At 64.0% G+C, this 19,427-nt stretch carries 20 protein-coding genes, 1 pseudogene and 1 riboswitch; of the genes and pseudogenes, 10 read left to right on the top strand and 11 right to left on the bottom strand.

What is annotated here, in order from left to right; translation table 11 throughout:
* The 10 genes from NKL04_RS04665 to NKL04_RS04620 form a co-directional block, all read right to left on the bottom strand.
* Positions 1–693 (bottom strand): helix-hairpin-helix domain-containing protein, encoded by a 693-nt coding sequence (locus NKL04_RS04665; RefSeq protein ID WP_023690305.1) that lies wholly within the window; start codon positions 691–693, stop codon positions 1–3.
* Between the two features lie 72 nt (positions 694–765).
* On the bottom strand, positions 766–2,070 hold the full coding sequence (gene nuoF / locus NKL04_RS04660) for an NADH-quinone oxidoreductase subunit NuoF (RefSeq protein ID WP_023670819.1): 1,305 nt from the start codon (positions 2,068–2,070) through the stop codon (positions 766–768).
* 3 nt (positions 2,071–2,073) lie between these two features.
* The gene (locus NKL04_RS04655; RefSeq protein ID WP_023670820.1) at positions 2,074–2,277 is read right to left on the bottom strand and encodes a hypothetical protein; all 204 of its coding nucleotides are present in this window, start codon (positions 2,275–2,277) and stop codon (positions 2,074–2,076) included.
* Positions 2,277–3,608 carry an NADH-quinone oxidoreductase subunit E gene (locus NKL04_RS04650; protein WP_023670821.1) on the bottom strand — a complete coding sequence of 444 codons (1,332 nt, stop codon included), beginning with the start codon at positions 3,606–3,608 and terminating at the stop codon, positions 2,277–2,279. Before NKL04_RS04650 ends, NKL04_RS04655 begins: the two co-directional genes overlap by 1 nt.
* The gene (locus tag NKL04_RS04645; RefSeq protein ID WP_023700376.1) at positions 3,609–4,121 is read right to left on the bottom strand and encodes a DUF7674 family protein; all 513 of its coding nucleotides are present in this window, start codon (positions 4,119–4,121) and stop codon (positions 3,609–3,611) included. It abuts the gene before it with no gap.
* A complete protein-coding gene (locus NKL04_RS04640) occupies positions 4,121–5,311 on the bottom strand; it encodes an NADH-quinone oxidoreductase subunit D (protein WP_023685196.1) in 1,191 nt (396 codons plus the stop codon). Before NKL04_RS04640 ends, NKL04_RS04645 begins: the two co-directional genes overlap by 1 nt.
* Positions 5,312–5,377: 66 nt before the next feature.
* Positions 5,378–5,755, bottom strand: a complete 378-nt coding sequence (locus NKL04_RS04635) for a four helix bundle protein (protein WP_031193090.1) — start codon at positions 5,753–5,755, stop codon at positions 5,378–5,380.
* A gap of 33 nt (positions 5,756–5,788) precedes the next feature.
* Positions 5,789–6,391, bottom strand: a complete 603-nt coding sequence (locus tag NKL04_RS04630) for an NADH-quinone oxidoreductase subunit C (protein WP_023700377.1) — start codon at positions 6,389–6,391, stop codon at positions 5,789–5,791.
* 4 nt (positions 6,392–6,395) lie between these two features.
* Positions 6,396–6,977 (bottom strand): NuoB/complex I 20 kDa subunit family protein, encoded by a 582-nt coding sequence (locus NKL04_RS04625; protein WP_023670824.1) that lies wholly within the window; start codon positions 6,975–6,977, stop codon positions 6,396–6,398.
* A complete protein-coding gene (locus NKL04_RS04620) occupies positions 6,968–7,333 on the bottom strand; it encodes an NADH-quinone oxidoreductase subunit A (protein ID WP_023670825.1) in 366 nt (121 codons plus the stop codon). Before NKL04_RS04620 ends, NKL04_RS04625 begins: the two co-directional genes overlap by 10 nt.
* A 328-nt stretch (positions 7,334–7,661) precedes the next feature.
* On the opposite strand from NKL04_RS04620, the gene NKL04_RS04615 reads away from it, so the two are divergent.
* The 10 genes and pseudogenes from NKL04_RS04615 (at position 7,662) to NKL04_RS04575 (ending at position 18,695) form a co-directional block, all read left to right on the top strand.
* On the top strand, positions 7,662–8,885 hold the full coding sequence (locus tag NKL04_RS04615) for a winged helix-turn-helix domain-containing protein (protein ID WP_352723336.1): 1,224 nt from the start codon (positions 7,662–7,664) through the stop codon (positions 8,883–8,885).
* Positions 8,886–8,914: 29 nt separating this feature from the next.
* Positions 8,915–9,607, top strand: a complete 693-nt coding sequence (locus NKL04_RS04610) for a DUF6348 family protein (RefSeq protein ID WP_023690307.1) — start codon at positions 8,915–8,917, stop codon at positions 9,605–9,607.
* Between the two features lie 61 nt (positions 9,608–9,668).
* A riboswitch (cobalamin riboswitch) is annotated at positions 9,669–9,856 on the top strand.
* A 38-nt stretch (positions 9,857–9,894) separates the two neighbouring features.
* Positions 9,895–10,320, top strand: a complete 426-nt coding sequence (locus tag NKL04_RS04605) for a DUF1636 family protein (protein WP_023700378.1) — start codon at positions 9,895–9,897, stop codon at positions 10,318–10,320.
* Positions 10,321–10,322: 2 nt separating this feature from the next.
* A complete protein-coding gene (gene cobW / locus NKL04_RS04600; protein WP_023700379.1) occupies positions 10,323–11,375 on the top strand; it encodes a cobalamin biosynthesis protein CobW in 1,053 nt (350 codons plus the stop codon).
* A gap of 18 nt (positions 11,376–11,393) precedes the next feature.
* A pseudogene (locus NKL04_RS32050) lies at positions 11,394–12,982 on the top strand (cobaltochelatase subunit CobN); the annotation flags it as partial.
* Positions 12,979–15,054, top strand: a complete 2,076-nt coding sequence (locus NKL04_RS32045) for a cobaltochelatase subunit CobN (RefSeq protein ID WP_502903336.1) — start codon at positions 12,979–12,981, stop codon at positions 15,052–15,054. The pseudogene NKL04_RS32050 and the gene NKL04_RS32045, both read left to right, overlap by 4 nt.
* Complete coding sequence (cobG, locus tag NKL04_RS04590; protein ID WP_023700380.1) at positions 15,051–16,529, top strand: precorrin-3B synthase; 1,479 nt, start codon at positions 15,051–15,053, stop codon at positions 16,527–16,529. The genes NKL04_RS32045 and cobG overlap by 4 nt, the downstream gene beginning before the upstream one ends.
* Before the next feature lie 2 nt (positions 16,530–16,531).
* Positions 16,532–17,164: a precorrin-8X methylmutase gene (locus tag NKL04_RS04585; RefSeq protein ID WP_023746866.1), complete on the top strand. Its 633-nt coding sequence runs from the start codon at positions 16,532–16,534 to the stop codon at positions 17,162–17,164.
* Positions 17,161–17,934, top strand: coding sequence for a precorrin-2 C(20)-methyltransferase (locus NKL04_RS04580; protein WP_031209222.1), 774 nt, complete (start codon positions 17,161–17,163; stop codon positions 17,932–17,934). Before NKL04_RS04585 ends, NKL04_RS04580 begins: the two co-directional genes overlap by 4 nt.
* Entirely contained in the window at positions 17,931–18,695 is a 765-nt protein-coding gene (locus NKL04_RS04575; RefSeq protein WP_023700382.1) for a precorrin-3B C(17)-methyltransferase, read from the top strand. Before NKL04_RS04580 ends, NKL04_RS04575 begins: the two co-directional genes overlap by 4 nt.
* Here NKL04_RS04575 and NKL04_RS04570 read toward each other — a convergent pair.
* On the bottom strand, positions 18,659–19,426 hold the full coding sequence (locus NKL04_RS04570) for a cobalt-precorrin-6A reductase (RefSeq protein ID WP_023700383.1): 768 nt from the start codon (positions 19,424–19,426) through the stop codon (positions 18,659–18,661). The two genes, NKL04_RS04575 and NKL04_RS04570, sit on opposite strands and share 37 nt — an antisense overlap.
* Position 19,427: the final 1 nt, after the last annotated feature.

The raw sequence follows: 19,427 nt of genomic DNA, 5'->3' as shown, positions 1-19,427 counted from the left end.
CTACTTCTTCGCCTTGGCGGCCAGCGTCAGCGCCGCGGCCTGGCGGGTCCACTCGTCGCGGCCGATTCGGCCGGTGAGCGACAGGTAGTCCTCGACCCAGGCGATCTCTTCCGGCGTCCACGCCGCGATCTGGGCAAAGGTCCAGATGCCGAGGCCGTTCAGCACTTTTTCCAGCTTCGGTCCAACGCCGGTGATCGCCTTGAGATCCGACGGCTTGGCCGGACGAGCCACGGCCTTGGGCTGTCTGAAATCCTCCGGCATCAATCCGATCGTCGCGCCTTCGGCGACGGCATCGGTCTTCTCCGGCTCGGCATCGACGGTGCGAGCGGCAATATCGGTCACATCCTGGGCAAAACTCTGCGCCTCGGCGATCAGGGTTCTGGTCGCCGCGCGCGCCTTGGTGGCCGGCGCGGTCTCGGAGAACTCTTGGGTGCGCTGCTCGAAATCGTCGATGATCGGCTGGAAAATCCGCTGCGATGCCTCGGCAGCACCCGACAAGGCGCCTAGCCACACGCCAAAGGCATGGTTGGCAAGGCCGAAGCCCAGCGCCGACATGGCGGCGGCACCCGCGACAGGATGCGCGAGAAGGTTGACGGCGCTGGCCATCTCCTTCGGCATCATCCTTGTCAAATCCTGGTTCATCTTCTCAAGCTGGTCCAAATTGGGCATCAAAGGGTTCGAATAGGGCGCCATAGACATCTCCTGGTCGTTTCTTCGTCAGCCCCGCCCCTATATTTCCGTCCGGGGCTTGCGCCCGATTTCAATCTACTCAGCAGCCACCATCACCGGTTCGGCCCGGTGCGCGTTGCGCGAAAACTCGTCGATGCGCCGCTCCACCTCGCCGCGGAAATGCCGCATCAGGCCCTGGATCGGCCATGCCGCGGCATCGCCCAGCGCGCAGATCGTATGACCCTCCACCTGTTTGGTGACGTCGAGCAGCATGTCGATCTCGCGCTTCTGCGCCTCGCCGCGCACCAGCCGCTCCATCACCCGCCACATCCAGCCGGTGCCTTCGCGGCATGGCGTGCACTGGCCGCAGCTCTCATGCTTGTAGAAATAGGAAAGCCTGGCGATCGCCTTCACGATATCGGTCGATTTGTCCATGACGATGACAGCCGCCGTGCCAAGGCCGGATTTCAGGTCGCGCAAAGCATCGAAATCCATCGGCGCATCGATGATCTGCTCGGCCGGCACCAGCGGCACCGAAGCGCCGCCCGGAATGACCGCCAGGAGATTGTCCCAGCCGCCGCGAATGCCGCCGCAATGGGTTTCGATCAGCTCGCGGAACGGGATCGACATCGCCTCTTCGACGGTGCACGGATTGTTGACGTGACCCGAGATGCAAAACAGCTTGGTGCCGACATTGTTGGGCCGGCCAAAGGACGAGAACCAGGCGGCGCCACGGCGCAAAATGGTCGGCGCGACCGCGATTGACTCGACATTGTTCACGGTAGTCGGACAACCGTACAAGCCGACATTGGCTGGGAATGGCGGCTTCAGCCGGGGCTGGCCCTTCTTGCCTTCGAGGCTTTCGAGAAGTGCTGTTTCCTCGCCACATATATAGGCGCCGGCGCCGTGATGCATGTAGATGTCGAAATCGTATCCGGACGTGTTGTTCTTGCCGATCAGCCTGGCCTCGTAGGCCTCGTCGATGGCGCGCTGCAGCGCCTCGCGCTCACGGATGAACTCGCCGCGCACATAGATGTAGGCGGCGACCGCGCCCATGGCGAAGCCGGCGATGAACGAGCCCTCGACCAGGGTGTGCGGATCGTTGCGCAGGATATCGCGGTCCTTGCACGTGCCGGGCTCGGACTCGTCGGCGTTGACAACGAGATAACTCGGCCTTCCATCGCTCTGCTTGGGCATGAACGACCATTTCAGCCCGGTCGGGAAGCCGGCGCCGCCACGGCCGCGCAGGCCGGACGCCTTCATCTCATTGACGATCCACTCTCGCCCCTTGGCGATGATGCCGGGCGTGTTGTCCCAGGCGCCGCGCGCCATCGCGCCGGCCAGTGACTTGTCGAAGAGCCCGTAGATGTTGTTGAAGATGCGGTCTTTGTCAGCCAGCATGACTTACCTCTTTCCCCGCAAGACGATCGAGACCCACACCAGCACGCCTATGCCGGTCGCGGCCATCGATTCCAGGGTATCCGAAAACGGCAATTCGACGAGGCGCCGAAGCCCCTCCAGAAGGATGTTGGCAGCAGCGATGCAGACAACGCCGATGACAATGCTGCGCAGCGACAGCAAAGATCCGGTGCTTTGCGCTTCAGCCATCAACGTGGCTCCTTGCCGAAGACGCGGATGTATTCGGCGACGCCGCCCTTGGCGAGCGCCTTGGCCTGCTTGCCCCAGTCGTCGCGCTCGATGCGGCCCTGGAAAGCGAGATATCCATCCACCCAGTCGCGCTCGGCCTTATTCCAGGATGCGACCTGTGTGAAGGTGAAGATGCCAAGCGAATGAAGGATGCCCTCGATCTTCGGGCCAATGCCCGAGATCAGCTTGAGATCGTCGACCGCAGCCGGCCTGTCGATTCCGGCCGGACGGTTCTTGTCCTCGAGCGACGGCTTTGCGGGTCTGGCTGTCGGCGCCTTGACGGTCGGGGCCACCGGGGCGTTGGCCGCTGGCGCCTTGAATTCCGGAGCGATGAAGGCAGCTGCCGGCGTGGAGGTGGTCTTCGGGCCATTACGCTGCTTGGCGACCTTCTCGACTTCAGGCGCCGCGGTGTTGGCGTTGGCGGCCGAATGCAGGGGCGCCGGGACGCTCGCCGCTTTTTCCGCCGCCGGTGCAACCTTGGCCCTGGAGGGCGACTTCAACGCCGAGCTGGTTTCCGGCGCATCGGTTTTCGGTTTGCCGGCGTTGGATGGCGCGACCGGGGCGGCCGCTGCAGGAGCGGCAGGAGCCGGAACAGGCGCCGCAATGATTGCGTCGGGCGCCGCGTGGGCAGCCTTGCTCGCCGCCCTGGCTTCCTTGTCGCGCGTTGCTTTGAGGATCGCCTTTTCGCTCTTCAGCGTCGTCAGGCCAGGCGCCGGCTCCGAGCCGGTTCTGCCGTTTTGCGGTCCCGTGGGAACCGAGGCGCCCTTGCCCGCATCGTAAAGATCGATGATTTCGGCCAGCCGCTCGGGGGTGAGATCCTCGAACGTATCCTTGAAGACCATCACCATCGGCGCGTTGACGCAGGCGCCGAGGCATTCGACTTCCTCCCACGACAGTGTGCCCTTGTCGTTGGTGTGGAATTGGTCGTGATGGATTTTCGAGCGGCACACATCCATCAGCGCTTCCGAGCCGCGCAGCATGCAGGGCGTGGTGCCGCAGACCTGGATATGTGCGCGCGTGCCGACCGGATTGAGCTGGTACTGCGTGTAGAAGGTCGCGACTTCGAGGCCGCGAATGCGCGGCATGCCGAGCATGTCCGAAATCGTCTCGATCGCCGCCTTGGTGACCCAGCCTTCCTGCTCCTGCGCAATCATCAGCAAGGGAATGATCGCCGACTGCTCGCGGCCCTTCGGATATTTCTTGATCCATTGCTTCGCAACCGCCGCATTCGCCCGGTTGAAGGCGAAGGAGGCTGGCTGGACGCTTGCTTCTGCGAGACGGCGGACTGACATTTAGCGATCGGGCCCCTGCTCTGCTACGAGAGCTATTGCGGTTTCACATTCTTTCTGATGAGAAAACGGAATGCGTTCGGCAGATCGAGCAACACTCGCAAATCGCTCTGCGGGCAACATGTATTGCCACAGCCCCAGAACAGTTTGCCTTACTTGAGGCGAGATCCATGCCATGACCGCATCAGCGTCGATGTCATCGTCGAACAAGTGCTCGTAAAAAGCGACACCAGCCGCATTCCAAATCTGTTTGTTCGGGTGAACGGCAGCCCATTGGGCGAACCCGTGCATTCTACCCAGCTTGTCGACGTCATTGTCGCGGTGGGCAAGGCGCGTCTTGGGTAGCAAGGTAAAAAAGAAGTCATAGATCGAACAGTGCTGAGTCGAGTTGTAAGAAGCCTCTGCGAACTCGACCGGCAGCATGGCTTTTGCCAATTCGCGCCACCGCGGTAGGGCAGCGTCGGCATTCCCTCGAACACCGACCTGAGAGCGCACTGTAGGATTGGCTGCCGCCATCACCGATCAACCTCCCCGAAGACGATATCGAGGGAACCCAGGACGGCAGTGACGTCGGCCAGCATGTGGCCGCGGCAGAGGAAATCCATGGCTTGCAGATGCGCGAAGCCGGGCGCGCGCAGCTTGCAGCGATAGGGCTTGTTGGTGCCGTCGGAGACGAGATAGACACCGAACTCGCCCTTCGGCGCCTCGACGGCAGCATAGACCTCGCCGGCCGGCACGCGATAGCCCTCGGTGTAGAGCTTGAAATGATGGATCAGCGCTTCCATCGAGCGCTTCATCGCCTGGCGCTTCGGCGGCACCACCTTGCCGTCGAGGTTCGACACCGGCCCGGTGCTCTCCTTGCCGAGCAGAAGGTCGACGCACTGGCGCATGATTTTCGCCGACTGGCGCATCTCTTCCATGCGCACGAGATAACGGTCGTAGCAGTCGCCGTTCTTGCCGATCGGGATGTCGAAATCCATCTCGGAATAGCATTCATAAGGCTGCGACTTGCGCAAATCCCAGGCCGCACCCGAGCCGCGCACCATGACGCCGGAAAAGCCCCAGGCCCAGGCGTCGGCAAGCGACACGATACCGATATCGACATTGCGTTGCTTGAAGATGCGGTTGCCGGTAAGCAGCCTGTCGAGGTCGTCAAGCGACTTCAGGAACGGGTCGATCCACTTGCCGATGTCCTCGACCAGCTTCGCCGGCAGATCCTGGTGCACGCCGCCGGGACGGAAATAGGCCGCATGCATGCGCGAACCGGAAGCGCGCTCATAAAACACCATCAGCTTTTCGCGTTCGACGAAACCCCACAGCGGCGGCGTCAGCGCGCCGATATCCAGCGCCTGCGTCGTCACATTGAGGATGTGCGACATGATGCGGCTGAGCTCGGAATAGAGCACGCGGATCAACTGGCCGCGCTTCGGCACTTCGATGCCGAGCAACCGCTCGGTGGCGAGCGCGAAGGCATGCTCCTGGTTCATCGGTGCGCAATAGTCGAGCCGGTCGAGATAGGGCACTGCCTGCAGATAGGTTTTGTGCTCGATCAGCTTTTCGGTGCCGCGATGCAGCAAGCCGATATGCGGATCGACGCGGTCGACCACCTCGCCGTCAAGCTCCAGCACAAGACGCAAAACACCGTGCGCCGCAGGGTGCTGCGGTCCGAAGTTGATGTTAAAGTTGCGGACGGAGGTTTCAGCCATTCTGGCGCCTCTGGCGAAGAGTCAGTAGTGAGTAGTGAGTAGTGATCATCAATCTCAATGCCTGCTTCATTCCGCCTGCTTGGCCTGCACCGTTCGGATAAGAGATCTCATCATTTTTCCAATCTCTTCGCATCGCAGCAGCAGCTCAATCTCATTGTCTTTTCGCAGCAGGCCAACCCGACATGCCAGCAGTATGTGTGTCTCCAGTTCCTTCAACGAGCCTTGCGCCATGCGCAAAAATTGAACGAACGACCCTCTGTTCTCCCGACCGTATCCCTCCGCGACGTTCGCTGCGACCGAAACCGCCGATCGGCGCATCTGAGAGGTCATGCCGTAAATCTCATCCCTCGGAAACTCTTTGGTGAAACGGTAGCAATCCTCAGCAAGCGTCATCGCCGATTGCCACACCTTCAAGTCGCGATAAGATTCGATCCGTTGCTCCAAATCTTTTGCTACTGACTACTCACTACTTCCTACTCACTGTTTCGCCTTCTCATCGCCCGGCAGGACGTAGTCCGTCCCTTCCCATGGCGAGAGAAAATCGAAGTTCCTGAATTCCTGCTTCAATTCCACCGGCTCGTAGATCACGCGCTTGGCTTCGTCGTCGTAGCGCACCTCGACGAAACCTGTCAGCGGGAAGTCCTTGCGCAGGGGATGGCCCTCGAAACCGTAATCCGTGAGGATGCGGCGCAGGTCCGGATGGCCGGAGAACAGCACGCCATAGAGATCGTAGGCTTCGCGCTCATACCAGTCGGCGCCGGGATAGACAGCGGTGAGCGACGGCACCAGCGTCTCTTCGTCGGCCTGCACCTTGATGCGGATGCGCAAATTCTGCTTCGGCGACAGCAGATGATAGACGACATCGAAACGCTTGACGCGCGACGGGTAGTCGGCGCCGCAGATATCGATGATCGAAATGAACTGGCAGCCCGAATCGTCACGCAGGAAGCTTGTCACCTCGATCAGATTGTCTGTAGCAACCGAGATCGTCAGTTCGCCATAGGCAAGCACTGCATCGGTGACGCGGCCCGGCAGCCTTTCGCCGAGATAGGTCGACAGTTCGCTCAGGGATGCGGCCATGGGTCTACCGTTCGATCGTGCCGGTGCGGCGGATCTTCTTCTGCAGGAGAAGAATGCCGTAGAGCAGCGCTTCGGCGCTTGGCGGGCAGCCGGGCACATAGATGTCGACCGGCACGATGCGGTCGCAGCCGCGCACCACCGAATAGGAATAGTGATAATAGCCGCCGCCATTGGCGCAGGAACCCATCGAGATGACGTAGCGCGGCTCCGGCATCTGGTCGTAGACCTTGCGCAAAGCCGGGGCCATCTTGTTGGTCAGCGTTCCCGCCACGATCATGATGTCGGACTGGCGCGGCGACGCGCGAGGAGCCACGCCAAACCTTTCAGAATCATAGCGCGGCATCGAGGTGTGGATCATCTCGACGGCACAGCAGGCGAGACCGAAGGTCATGAACATCAGCGAGCCGCTGCGTGCCCAGGTGATCAGCGCCTCGGTCGAGGTGACCAGAAAACCCTTGTCGGCCAGTTCATTGTTGATCTCGAGGAAGAACGGATCGTCGGAACCGACCGGACGTCCGGTATTGGGGTCGATCAGGCCTTTGGGCTTCGGCGCGACGAGCGTTCCGGAACTGTCGTTCAATCCCATTCCAGCGCTCCTTTTTTCCACTCATAGGCAAAGCCGATGGTCAGCACCGCCAAAAACACCATCATCGACCAGAAACCGAGCATGCCGATCTTCGAGAACGACACCGCCCACGGAAACAGGAAGGCCACTTCCAGATCGAAGATGATGAACAGGATCGACACGAGGTAGAAGCGGATGTCGAATTTCATCCGGGCATCGTCGAACGAGTTGAACCCGCACTCGTAGGCGGAAAGCTTCTCCGGATCGGGATTGCGATAAGCCACCAGGAACGGCGCGATGATAAGCGCCAGGCCTACAACTGCGGCCACGGCGATGAAGAGGACGATGGGCAGGTATGAACTGAGGAGTACGTTCATGCTCGGCTTTCCGTTGGCGGCCAATCCACTTTGATTACAGCAACCAACCCTAATGCGGAAGCGCGACAGTTTAACCGCTGAACCGTTTTAGGTGCCTTTGCTGCGACGCGGCGAGGGTTAGCGCAGGGCTTTCAGCGAAGCAAGTCAAACCTTGTTCAAAAGACAGTGCTGGACGGCAGGCCGGGAAAAACTGGTCCGATCTCCTCCTGTTTGATTTCCTTCATCTTTCACTCCACTTTTGTCTCCTGACACATCTCCCGCCATTTGCCTGCTAGCATGACCGGAATCGCCGGCTAAAGTCGGGGAAAATGGTTCGAGGCAAGACACTTTGACGAAGGACAATATCTCACTCCCGACGGCCAGGCGCATCGCGCTCGCCGCGCAAGGATTTCTCGATCCCCGCCCGGTCGGCACGCCCGATCGCCGCCACCTCGCCCGCGTGCTGTCGCGCACCGGCTTGCTGCAGATCGATTCCGTCAGCGCGGTGGTGCGCGCCCACTATATGCCGCTCTATTCGCGGCTTGGCCCCTACCCGCTGGCTTTGCTCGACAATGCGGCCATCACCCGCAAACGCACGGTGTTCGAATACTGGGCGCATGAGGCCTCGTTCCTGCCGGTCGAGACCTACCCGCTGATGCGCTGGCGCATGCAGCGGGCCGAGCAAGGCGACGAAATGTATCTCGGCCTCGCCAAATGGGGCCGCGAGCACGCCGCCTATATCGAAGAGATCTACCGCGCGGTCGCCGAGCGCGGCCCGATTGCCGCTTCGGCACTGGAAGGCCAGAAAGGTTCGGGCGGCTGGTGGGGCTGGAGCCACGCCAAGCACGCCTTCGAATGGCTGTTCTGGGCCGGACGCATCACCACGGCGCACCGCCGTGGCTTCGAGCGTTTCTACGACCTGCCCGAGCGCGTGCTGCCGCAGGCGATCCTCGATCTGCCGGTGCCGGCGGCCGAGGACGCGCACCGCGAATTGCTGCGCATTTCCGCCCGCGCCCACGGCATCGCGACGTCGGGTGACCTGCGCGATTATTTCCGCTTGTCGCCAGCCGACATGAAGGGCCGGTTGGAGGAACTGGTTGAGATGGGCGAGTTGCTGCCGGTAAACGTCGAAGGCTGGGACAAGCCGGCTTACCTCTATAAGGACGCCCGTCTGCCGCGAAAGATCGAGGCCCGCGCGCTACTGGCGCCCTTCGATCCGGTGGTCTTCGAGCGCTCGCGCACCGAGCGCCTGTTCGATTTCCACTACCGCATCGAGATCTACACCCCGGCTGACAAGCGCCAATATGGCTACTACGTGCTGCCCTTCCTGCTCGGCGACCGGATCGTCGCCCGCGTCGATCTCAAGGCCGACCGGCCTGCGAGTGTCTTACGCGTCCACGCCGCCTACGCCGAAGCAGGCGCACCGCCTGAGACCACCGCACAGCTTTTCGAGGAACTAAAGGAGATGCAGGGCTGGCTTGGACTTGAGCGCATGGAAGTGACGCCCGCCGGCGATTTGGGGCCGGCATTGGCTAGCGAGAGAGATGGCCAACCCTTGCAGCGTCTGTCATAGACGCCTCAATAAGCCTCGTAGGTTGTGCAATGGCATCGGACAAAGTGCTCGACATGATCCATGGCGCCCTCATTGCGCATGGAATAGATGCAGTCCGCAGAGATAGGGACGTCATGCTCCAATCGAAGCAGCTTCGGTTTGAGGCTGAGGTGTTCGAGACGAGTTCTGACCGGCTGGTCCTGGAAATCTACATTTTTTCTCCGCTGCTTGATGTTCAGCCGGTCATTGAATCCTTTGCTGGCTTCGGCGACACGCGCGAACAGGAACTGAACCAGGCGTTTGAAAAGTTTCTCCGTGGTGTTTTCCATGTGGCCATTGAGGGACTGGCCGATCACGTCTGCGAGAACATGCAGGCCGAAATAGAGCTTTGGCAGCGAAGCAGCGCCAGTTGGAAGATCTGGCGAAAAGATGCCCGCTGGAAAATCTATAGCGGCCCGGTCATTTCCCAGGCCACAACCGAGCTATGCTCGCTGACACCAGGCTATCCAGCATTCTATGCCAAGCTGGAAAAGCTGTTCACAGCTTCGGTACCCCCCGGAAGCCATTTTGTCCGGACCTTTCTGGCAGGCTTGAAGGGCACGCTGATTAGTGCCGAAGTCCTTCTGGACAACGCGGTTTGGCATGAGGGACAGAATCTGGCTGTCGGTCATGACTGGGACTATAGCGATGGCTATCAAGCTATCCGACAGGTCATCCTGGCACTGCCGGAAGCCGGGACATGACAGCCCCTGCCGACATCGCCATGTCGTAGCCGTGCGTTGACACCGCCGCCCGCAAAAGCCTAAATCCGCTGCCCGCAACGGCAAGGGCCAAGAGGGAATGCGGTGCGGGATTTCGGTCCCAAATCCGCGGCTGTCCCCGCAACTGTAAGCGACGAGCCAAGGCCGAAAGCCACTGGGTAACACCGGGAAGGCGGCTAACCAAGGCGACGACCCGCGAGCCAGGAGACCTGCCGTCTGAGACAAAGTATCCGATCGCCTGGCGGGTTTCCGGGCAAGGAGCACGGTTTTTGGACCAGAACAGCAGTTTTTCGGCTGGCACAGCGGACATTGCGTCCGGGGACAACGACGCCCTGACCGGCGTGACCGTCATCGTCTGCGCCTCCTGCCGCGATGAGACCGGTTCCGACGCCCATCCGCGCGCCGGCGAATTGCTGGCTGAGGACACACGCCGCGCCGCTGCCGGCGATATCCGGGTCCGCACCGCCGAATGTCTCGGCAATTGCAAGCGCCGCCTCAGCGCCGCGATCCTGCGCGATGGCTGCTGGAGCTATGTCTTCGGCGATCTGACCGCAACCAGCGGCGCCGACCTCGTTACCGGCGCAAAGCTCTTCGCGACTTCGGCCGACGGCCTCATCCCGTGGCGCGGCCGGCCCGATAGCCTCAAGCGCGGCCTCGTTGCCCGCATCCCACCCCTCGACATGCTGAAGGACTGACGATGAACGCTTCAAACCCGGCCGCCAACCTCTCCCGTGTTCCCTGCACTGTCGTTACAGGCTTCCTCGGCGCCGGCAAGACGACGCTGGTCCGCCATCTCCTGGAAAATGCCGGCGGCAAGCGCATCGCCATCATCGTCAACGAGTTCGGCGACATCGGCATCGACGGGGAAATCCTGAAAGGCTGCGGCATCGACACCTGCCCCGAGGAAAACATCGTCGAACTGGCCAATGGCTGCATCTGCTGTACAGTCGCCGACGATTTCGTGCCCGCCCTCGACAAGATCCTCGCGCTGACACCGAGGGTCGACCACATCCTGATCGAGACCTCGGGCCTCGCTCTGCCCAAGCCGCTGGTCCAAGCGTTCCAGTGGCCAAGCGTGAAGAGCCGGGTGACCGTCGATGGCGTCATCGCCGTGGTCGACGGCCCGGCGCTGGCCGAAGGCCGCGTCGCCAACGACATGGACGCGTTGCAGGCACAGCGCGCTCAGGACGAAACGCTCGACCACGACGATCCGGTCGAAGAAGTCTTCGAGGACCAGATCGCCTGCGCCGACCTGATCATCCTGTCGAAAAGCGATTTGATGGATTCAGCCGGTTCGGCCCGCGCCAACGCCATCATCAATGAGCATTCCGCTCGCGCGGTAAAAATCGTGCCGACTGCGCATGGCAAGGTCGACCCGTCGGTGCTGCTTGGCCTCGGTCTCGCCGTCGAAGACGACATCGAGAACCGCAAGTCGCATCACGACGGCGCTTTCGATCATGAGCATGACGATTTCGACACCTTCATCGTCGACATCCCCTCGATCGCCAATCCCGACGACTTAGCCAAGCGCGTCGCCACCGCCGCCGAACGGGAAAACGTGTTGCGTGTAAAAGGCTTCGTCGATGTCGGCGGCAAGCCGATGCGGCTTTTGCTGCAGGCCGTCGGCCCACGCGTCAACCATTACTATGACCGCGCCTGGACGGCCGAGGACGATCGCCGCTCGCGTCTTGTCGTCATTGGCCTGAAAGGACTGAACCGCCCGGCGATCGAGCGTATACTCGCCGGCTGATCCAAACCACGAGCCGAAATGCATATACTCACCACCACATCCGCCTCGCTCGACGATCTCGCCGAGCCCGTCGATCTCGGGCAGACGCCGGCGGATATCGTGGCGCTGTCCTTCACCGACAGCGACCTCGCCGGCCTCGCTGCGGCGTGGAAGGCCGATGCCGCCGCCTGCCGTCGATGCGGCTGGCGGCGCTGCGCGACCTGCGCCATCCCATGTCCGTGGACCTCTGGATCGACAGCGTCGCCCGCCAGGCCAAGGTGATCTTGGTGCGCATCCTCGGCGGCTATGACTGGTGGCGCTATGGCTGCGACCAACTCGCAGTGACTGCTCGCGAACGTGGCATCAAGCTGGCGCTGCTGCCTGGTGAAAGCCATGACGAGGACCTCAGGCTGATCGAAGCCTCGACGCTGCCGCGCGAGGAGCTGGACGGCCTGCTGGGCTATTTCCGCGAGGGCGGGCCGGAGAATATGGCAGCGCTGATGCAGCGGCTGGCGGGGTTGGCTGGGCAGGATGCGGCGGCGGCTGAGCCGGTCAGCGTGCCGAAAGCCGGGTTTTATGAGCCTTGCTGCGGCGTGGTCGAATTTGCCGATGTCGGCGTTCCGTCACACCCCCCTCTGTCCTACCGGACATCTCCCCCTCAAGGGGGGAGATCAGCCGTCACCAAAGCCGGCTCCTCTTCGGCCCCGTTGAACAGGAAGCTGTCTGGGTCATCTAAGATTGGCGAAACCGTTGACGACAGCTCAATCTCCCCCCTTGAGGGGGAGATGTCCGGCAGGACAGAGGGGGGTGTGACAGAACTCCACGCTGATAACCCCATGGTCCCCATCCTCTTCTACCGCTCGATGCTGCTGGCAGCCGACGTCGCCCCCATCGACGCGCTTTTTGATGCACTGCGCCAACGCGGCATGCGCGCGGCCCCCATCTTCGTCTCCAGCCTCAAAGACCCGACCTCCCTGGCCTTCGTCGGAACCGCGCTGGCCACGCTCAAGCCCACCGCCATCATCACCGCAACCGCCTTCGCTTCCGGCGCCGAACCCGGCGTCGAAACGCTCTTCGACCGCGCCGGCGTGCCTGTCTTCCAGGTCATCGTCGCCACCACCCGCCGCGACGTCTGGGACAACAACCAGCGCGGCCTGGCGCCCGCCGACCTCGCCATGCATGTCGTGCTGCCCGAACTCGACGGCCGCATCCTCGCCGGCGCGATTTCCTTCAAGGGCGAGAGCGAGACCGACCCGGCGCTCGGCCACCGCGCCTTCGCCAACCGGCCGGAACCGGATCGCGTGGCGCAAGTGGCGGACAGGCTAGCGGCGTTCACACGGTTGCAGCAGACGCCCCGCGCGACGCGTAAGTTGGCGATCCTCATTCCGGATTATCCGAGTGCGCCCGGCCGCACTGGCTATGCCGTGGGCCTGGATGTGCCGTCCAGCGTGCTGGCCATGCTGCATGACCTGAAGGAGCAGGGCTATCGGGTTGAAGGGATTCCGCAAATGCCGCGTGCGCTGCTGGACGCGTTGGAGCGGAGCGGTGGTGGGCTGGGGCTGGATGAGTATCTGGACTTCTCAAAGGATTTGCCGGCTGAGGCACTGGCTGCAGTCGAGGCGGCATGGGGCGCTCCTTCACCCTCCCCCTTGTGGGAGGGTCGGTTCGCGACATTCGCGAAGCGGATGGCGCGAAACGGGGTGGGGGTAGCGGTGCACCACCCCCACCCGGCCCTGCGGGCCACCCTCCCCACAAGGGGGAGGGTAAGAGCGGCTTCCCCTTCCGCGCCGCCACCTTCGGCAACATCACTGTCGCTCTCGCCCCCGACCGTGGCCGCTCGGCCGACCGGCGCGCCGATTACCACGACCCGACGCTCCCTCCCCGCCACAACCTCATCGCCTTCGGCCTGTGGCTGCGCAAATCGCTCCGCATCCATGCTCTCATCCATGTCGGCGCTCATGGCACGCTGGAATGGCTGCCCGGCAAGACGGTAGCGCTCTCACAAAACTGCTTCCCCGAGATCGTCACCGGCTCGCTGCCCGTCATCTATCCCTTCATCGTCTCCAATCCCGGCGAGGCGGCGCAAGCCAAGCGGCGCATAGCAGCCGTCACGCTTGGCCATCTGCCGCCACCACTGGCAGCTGCTGGCCTTGATGAAGGGCAGCACAAGCTCGAACGCCTCGTCGACGAATACGCCCAGGCCGACGGCCTCGACCGCCGCCGCCGCGATCGTCTGGCCAAGCTGATCGTCGACACGGCGCAAAAGACCGGCTTCGCCTCCGAAGCCGGCGTCGCCGGAACCGATGCGCCCGACGAGGCGCTGCGCCGCATCGACGCCTGGCTCTGCGACCTCAAGGATTTCGCCATCAAGGACGGCCTGCACATCTATGGCCGCGCTCCCGACGACGAGCCCGACGCCATGCGCGTGCAAAGCGCGGAGGCCGAGAAAGCAGCACTTCTTGCCGCGCTCGACGGCCGTCACATCAAGGCGGGTCCGGCGGGCGCACCGGCGCGTGGCCGCTCCGACGTGCTGCCCACCGGCCGCAACCTGTTCACCTCCGACCCGCGCACCATGCCGACGCCGACCGCCTACGATCTGGGAAAGGCGGCGGCAGAAGAAGTCGTGCGCGGCTATATGCAGTCGCATGGCGACTGGCCGCGCTCGCTGGTCATCGACCTCTGGGGCTCGGCCTCGCTGCGCACTGGCGGCGAGGAGATCGCGCAAGGCCTGGCGCTGATGGGCTGCCGGCCGCAATGGGACAGTGCCACCGGCCGCATCACCGGCATCGAAGTGCTGCCGCCGGCCACGCTCGGTCGCCCGCGCGTCGATGTCACCTGGCGGATTTCGGGTCTGTTCCGCGACATGTTCCCGACCCAGATCGCGCTGATCGACGCCGCCGCCAACGCCGTAGCCGCGCGCGACGAGGACGATTCGGAAAACCCGCTCGCCGCCAGAACCCGCGCCGATGGCAAGATCGGCCCGCGCATCTTCGGCACCTCGCCCGGCACCTACGGCGCCGGCGTCGAGGACCTGTTGTCGAGTGGCGACTGGGCCGCGCGCGAAGAAATCGGCCGCGCCTATCTCGATGCGACATCGCATGCCTATGGCGGCGCCGAGGGCGAAGGCATCGCCTCCCCCGGCGCTTTCGAGACCCGCATCGCCGAGGCCGATCTGCTGGTCCACACCGGCGACGATCCCGGCCGCGACATTCTCGAGGGCTCCGCCGACGTCGCCTTCATCGGCGGCTTTTCGGCTGCACTTGCGACGCTCGGCCGAAATGCCGACGTCATCGTGCTCGACACCACCGACCCGCACAAGCCGAAGCCGCGCTCGGTCGGCGAGGCTGTGTCGCGGGTTGTGCGGGCGCGCGCCGTCAATGCCCGTTTCATCGCCGGCCAGATGCGCCATGGCCCGCGCGGCGCTTCCGAATTTGCCGAAACCGTCGACCGCCTCATCGGCTTCGCCGAAACCACCCACGCCATATCAGGGGCGCTGATCGAGGCCGTGCATTATGCCTATGTCGGCGATCCCACGGTTCGCGCCTTCATCCTGCGCGAAAATCCGGCGGCGGCCAAAGTCATTGCCGAACGCTTCCTGTCGGCGCGCCGGCGTGGGCTGTGGCATCCCTTGCGCAACTCGATCGACGACGATCTCGCGGCGTTGATCGCCGAGGCCGAGGCGCTCGGGGTCGCGGCATGAACGCCTTCTCGCGCCGCGGCGCCTGTCCGGCTCTCTCGGCGCCGATGCAGACCGGCGATGGCCTGCTGGTGCGGCTTAATCCTGTAGCTGGAGGTCTTTCGCCCAAGCTTTTGATCCGACTCGCCGAATCCGCCCTGCGGCACGGCAACGGCATCATGGAAGTGACCGCACGAGGCAGCCTGCAGATACGCGGCCTGACAGCGGAAAGTGCTGGGCTGCTGGCGGCGGAGGTGGATGCGCTGGGCATCGCCGTGCGCACCGGCGTGCCGGTCGAGATCGGGCCGCTGGCTGGCATCGATCCGCGGGAGATTGCCGATCCGCGAGCTTTGGCTGAGCGGGTCAGGGCTGCGGTCGAGGAAGCTGGGCTGACGCCAAGGCTCGGGCCGAAGGTTTCGGTGGTTGTCGATGGCGGCGGGCAGTTGACGATGGATGGGGTGACGGCCGATGTCAGGCTGAAGGCGGTGCGGGACGGCGGCAACGTTATGTGGGCTTTGTCTGTTGCCGGCGATGGCCAAAGCGCGAGGCCGCTTGCGACGGCCGATGAGGATGCAGCGCGCGATATTGCGGTTGCTGCCCTCAGGATGACCGCGGAGAAAGGCCGGGAGGCACATGCGAGGGATTTGTCGGAGAGGCAGCTAGCGTCTCTCGCAGGTTGGCATTCCTTCGCGCCCCCCTCTGTCCTGCCGGACATCTCCCCCACAAGGGGGGAGATCAGCAGCTTCGCTGTCAGCTCTTCGCCTTCGACGTTGAAAACTGGCGAAACCGGCGGCGACAGCACAATCTCCCCCCAAGTGGGGGAGATGTCCGGCAGGACAGAGGGGGGCGCCGTAGAGCGCTCTCGCTCGCCGATTGGCCTCTTCGACTTGAACACCGGCCACGCCCTCGGCATCGGCCTGCCCTTCGGCAGCATGCCAGCGCAAAACCTTATCGACCTTGCCAGCCGAGCGTCGAACCTCGGCACCGCCGAAATCCGCCTCGCCCCCGGCCGCGCCTTGCTGTTCCTCGGCCAACCGTCGTCCGCAAACCACCCCCTGCGAGCCACCGCCGCCGCCCTTGGCTTCGTTACCACCGCCGCCGACCCGCGCACCCGCATCGCCGCCTGCCCCGGCACTCCTGCCTGCGCATCCGGCCGCATCGCCACGCGCGATATTGCCGAGACAATCGCCGCCGAAAACGCTGATATCCTCGACTTCACACTGCACATTTCCGGCTGCGCCAAGGGCTGCGCTCACCCCGGCTCTGCCGCGCTAACAATCGTCGGCGGCGAAAACGGAGCCGGACTTGTCGTGAACGCGACGGCAAAGGCCCTTCCTGCGGGCTACAGGCCGGGCTATGACGCCGCGCGCGGCATCGGTCGCGTCGCAGCGATGGTCCGCAGCGCTCGATATCCAGGTGAAACCGCCGCCGCCTGCCTGACAAGGCTCGGACCGGCGGCAATCGCCAAGGCTTACCGACAAACTGAACAACGGAAATGAGCATGGCCGCCTACGACTACATCCATGACGGCAACGCGATCTATGAACGTTCCTTCGCCATCATCCGCGCCGAGGCCGACCTGTCCCGGTTCTCCGAGGCGGAAGCCGACGTTGCCATCCGCATGATCCATGCCTGCGGCCAGGTCGAAGCATCAAGTCATTTTGTCTTCTCCAGCGATTTCGTCGCCGCCGCCCGCAGCGCTTTGGCGGCCGGCGCACCGATCTTCTGCGATGCCGAAATGGTCTCGCATGGCGTCACCCGCGCCAGGCTGCCGGCCGGCAATGAGGTGATCTGCACCTTGCGCGACCCGCGCACGCACGACATCGCCAAGCAGATCGGCAACACCCGCTCGGCCGCCGCGATCGACCTCTGGGGCGAACGCATGGCCGGTTCGGTCGTGGCCATCGGCAATGCGCCGACAGCGCTCTTCTATCTCCTGGAAAAGCTGCGCGATGGCGCGCCGAAACCGGCCGCCATCATCGGCATGCCGGTCGGCTTCGTCGGTGCCGCCGAATCCAAGGATGCGCTGGCCGAAAACTCCTATGGAGTGCCCTACGCCATCGTGCGCGGCCGGCTCGGCGGCAGCGCCATGACCGCCGCCGCGCTCAATTCGCTGGCGAGGCCCGGCCTGTGAACGCAACTGTCAAAGAAGATCTGGCAAAAGGCCGCCTCGTCGGCGTCGGCACCGGTCCCGGCGATCCCGAGCTCTTGACGCTGAAGGCTGCCCGCATCCTGGCCGAGGCCGATGTCGTCGCCTACTTCGCCAAGCGCGGCAACAACAGCAACGCGCGCGCCATCGTCGAGGCGCGTTTCCGGCCGGATATGCTGGAACTGCCGCTTCTCTATCCCGTCACCACCGAGATCGACAAGGATCACGACGACTACCGTTCGCAGATCACCGATTTCTACGAGCAGTCGGCCGAGAAGGTCGCCGAACACCTCGAAGCCGGCCGCATGGTCGCCGTGCTCTCCGAAGGCGACCCGCTGTTCTACGGCTCCTACATGCACCTGCATGTCCGCCTCGCCCATCGCTTCCCGACCGAAGTCATCCCCGGCGTCACCGCCATGTCGGGCTGCTGGTCGCAGACCGGCGTGCCGATCGTCCAGGGCGACGATGTCCTGACGGTTTTGCCCGGCACGATGAGCGAATTCGAACTGACACGCCGTCTCGCCGACACCGATGCCGCCGTCATCATGAAGGTCGGCCGCAACCTGCCCAAGATCAGGCGGGCGCTGGAGGCCACCGGCAAGCTCGCCCGCGCCGTCTATGTCGAGCGCGGCACCATGGCCGGCAGCATCACGATGAGGCTTGCCGACAAGCCGGACGACAAGGCGCCCTATTTCGCCATCGTGCTGGTTGCCGGCTGGTCCGGCCGGCCTGGCGTCATGGGAGCCAAGCCATGAGCGGCCGCCTCACCGTCATCGGCCTTGGGCCCGGCAATGCCGATCAAGTGACGCCGCAAGCCAGCCGCGCCGTCGCCGAGGCAAAGTTCTTCTATGGCTACAAGCCGTATCTCGACCGGCTTGATCTTCGCCCGGATCAAACCCGCGTCGCCTCGGACAATCGCGAGGAACTCGCCCGCTCCAAGGACGCGCTGGTAAAGGCGGCGGACGGCCATGACGTCGCCGTCGTCTCCGGCGGCGATCCCGGCGTGTTCGCCATGGCGGCCGCCGTCTGCGAGGCGATCGAGGCCGGTCCGGCCGAATGGCGCACCGTCGATGTCACTGTCGTGCCCGGCGTCACCGCCATGCTGGCGGTTGCCGCCCGCATCGGCGCGCCGCTCGGCCATGATTTCTGCGCCATCTCGCTGTCCGACAATCTGAAGCCGTGGGACTTGATCGAACTGCGCCTCCTGGCGGCGGCCGGCGCCGGCTTCGTCATCGCGCTCTATAACCCGATCAGCAAGGCGCGCCCTTGGCAGCTCGGCCGTGCCTTCGAATGCCTGGCCGCCATCCTGCCCGGCACCACGCCGGTCATCTTCGGCCGCGCCGCCGGCCGCCCGGACGAGCGCATCGAGGTCTTTTTGCTGGCCGATGTCGACGCGCAAAAAGCCGACATGGCGACCTGCATCATCATCGGTTCGCCGGAAACACGGATCATCAAGCGCGGCGACAAACCGGCGCTGGTCTACACGCCGCGCTCCGCGACGGGGTCGAGACCATGATCGATCATCGCGGCCAATGCTTCGACAGTTTCGGCCGACGGCACCTCCGGCAGGATGGGCCTGCGCACCATCACCACCTCGATACCGAGCGCCCGCGCCGCCGCGATCTTGCCGTAGGTGGCCTCGCCGCCGCTGTTCTTGGACACGACACCATCGATGCGGTGCTCCTCGAGCAGTGCGCGTTCATCCGCCTCGCGAAACGGCCCGCGCGCCAGAAGGTAGGTCGCATCCGGCACCGCCAGTTTCGGCTCGACCGGATCGACGCTGCGGATGAGGTAGTGATGCTGCGGCGCCGCCTCGAAAGCCGCGACCTCTTGCCGGCCGAGCGCCAGGAAGGCGCGGCGCGGCGTCGATCCAAGCGCGTGCACCGCATCGCCTGTCGTATCGACCTGCGTCCAGCGGTCGCCGTCGACAGGCTTCCAGCCGGGACGGCGCAGCGCCAGGATCGGCACACCGGTCAGGCGCGAGGCTTGCGCCGCATTGGCGGATATCTGCGCCGCATAGGGATGTGTGGCGTCGATCAGCAGGTCGATGCCCGCCTCCCTGAGATAGGCGGCCAGCCCGTCGGCGCCGCCAAATCCGCCGCTGCGCACCGGCACGCCTTGCGCGACCGGGCTTTCGGTGCGGCCGGCCAGCGACAGGGTGACAGACAGATCGCTCCGCGCGGCCAGCTTTCCCGCCAAGTGCCGGGCTTCGCTGGTGCCGCCAAGGATCAGAATGCGGTGGGTCATC

Origin of the sequence: Mesorhizobium sp. C264A (assembly GCF_040324515.1) — a bacterium.
In the GTDB taxonomy this organism is placed as follows: Bacteria; Pseudomonadota; Alphaproteobacteria; order Rhizobiales; family Rhizobiaceae; genus Mesorhizobium.
Note: the sequence above shows the minus strand (reverse complement) of the source record. Positions and strands in the feature narration are given on the sequence as shown.

What these genes read in the sequence shown, in the direction of transcription:
- NKL04_RS04585 (WP_023746866.1), top strand. Translation starts at nt 16,532, where the DNA reads ATGGCCGCCTACGACTACATCCATGACGGCAACGCGATCTATGAACGT.
- NKL04_RS04665 (WP_023690305.1), bottom strand. Translation starts at nt 693, where the DNA reads ATGGCGCCCTATTCGAACCCTTTGATGCCCAATTTGGACCAGCTTGAG.
- cobW (WP_023700379.1), top strand. Translation starts at nt 10,323, where the DNA reads ATGAACGCTTCAAACCCGGCCGCCAACCTCTCCCGTGTTCCCTGCACT.
- NKL04_RS04645 (WP_023700376.1), bottom strand. Translation starts at nt 4,121, where the DNA reads ATGGCGGCAGCCAATCCTACAGTGCGCTCTCAGGTCGGTGTTCGAGGG.
- NKL04_RS04610 (WP_023690307.1), top strand. Translation starts at nt 8,915, where the DNA reads ATGGCATCGGACAAAGTGCTCGACATGATCCATGGCGCCCTCATTGCG.
- cobG (WP_023700380.1), top strand. Translation starts at nt 15,051, where the DNA reads ATGAACGCCTTCTCGCGCCGCGGCGCCTGTCCGGCTCTCTCGGCGCCG.
- NKL04_RS04630 (WP_023700377.1), bottom strand. Translation starts at nt 6,391, where the DNA reads ATGGCCGCATCCCTGAGCGAACTGTCGACCTATCTCGGCGAAAGGCTG.
- NKL04_RS04620 (WP_023670825.1), bottom strand. Translation starts at nt 7,333, where the DNA reads ATGAACGTACTCCTCAGTTCATACCTGCCCATCGTCCTCTTCATCGCC.
- NKL04_RS04640 (WP_023685196.1), bottom strand. Translation starts at nt 5,311, where the DNA reads ATGGCTGAAACCTCCGTCCGCAACTTTAACATCAACTTCGGACCGCAG.
- NKL04_RS32045 (WP_502903336.1), top strand. Translation starts at nt 12,979, where the DNA reads ATGGGGCGCTCCTTCACCCTCCCCCTTGTGGGAGGGTCGGTTCGCGAC.
- nuoF (WP_023670819.1), bottom strand. Translation starts at nt 2,070, where the DNA reads ATGCTGGCTGACAAAGACCGCATCTTCAACAACATCTACGGGCTCTTC.
- NKL04_RS04625 (WP_023670824.1), bottom strand. Translation starts at nt 6,977, where the DNA reads ATGGGATTGAACGACAGTTCCGGAACGCTCGTCGCGCCGAAGCCCAAA.
- NKL04_RS04650 (WP_023670821.1), bottom strand. Translation starts at nt 3,608, where the DNA reads ATGTCAGTCCGCCGTCTCGCAGAAGCAAGCGTCCAGCCAGCCTCCTTC.
- NKL04_RS04570 (WP_023700383.1), bottom strand. Translation starts at nt 19,426, where the DNA reads ATGACCCACCGCATTCTGATCCTTGGCGGCACCAGCGAAGCCCGGCAC.
- NKL04_RS04655 (WP_023670820.1), bottom strand. Translation starts at nt 2,277, where the DNA reads ATGGCTGAAGCGCAAAGCACCGGATCTTTGCTGTCGCTGCGCAGCATT.
- NKL04_RS04575 (WP_023700382.1), top strand. Translation starts at nt 17,931, where the DNA reads ATGAGCGGCCGCCTCACCGTCATCGGCCTTGGGCCCGGCAATGCCGAT.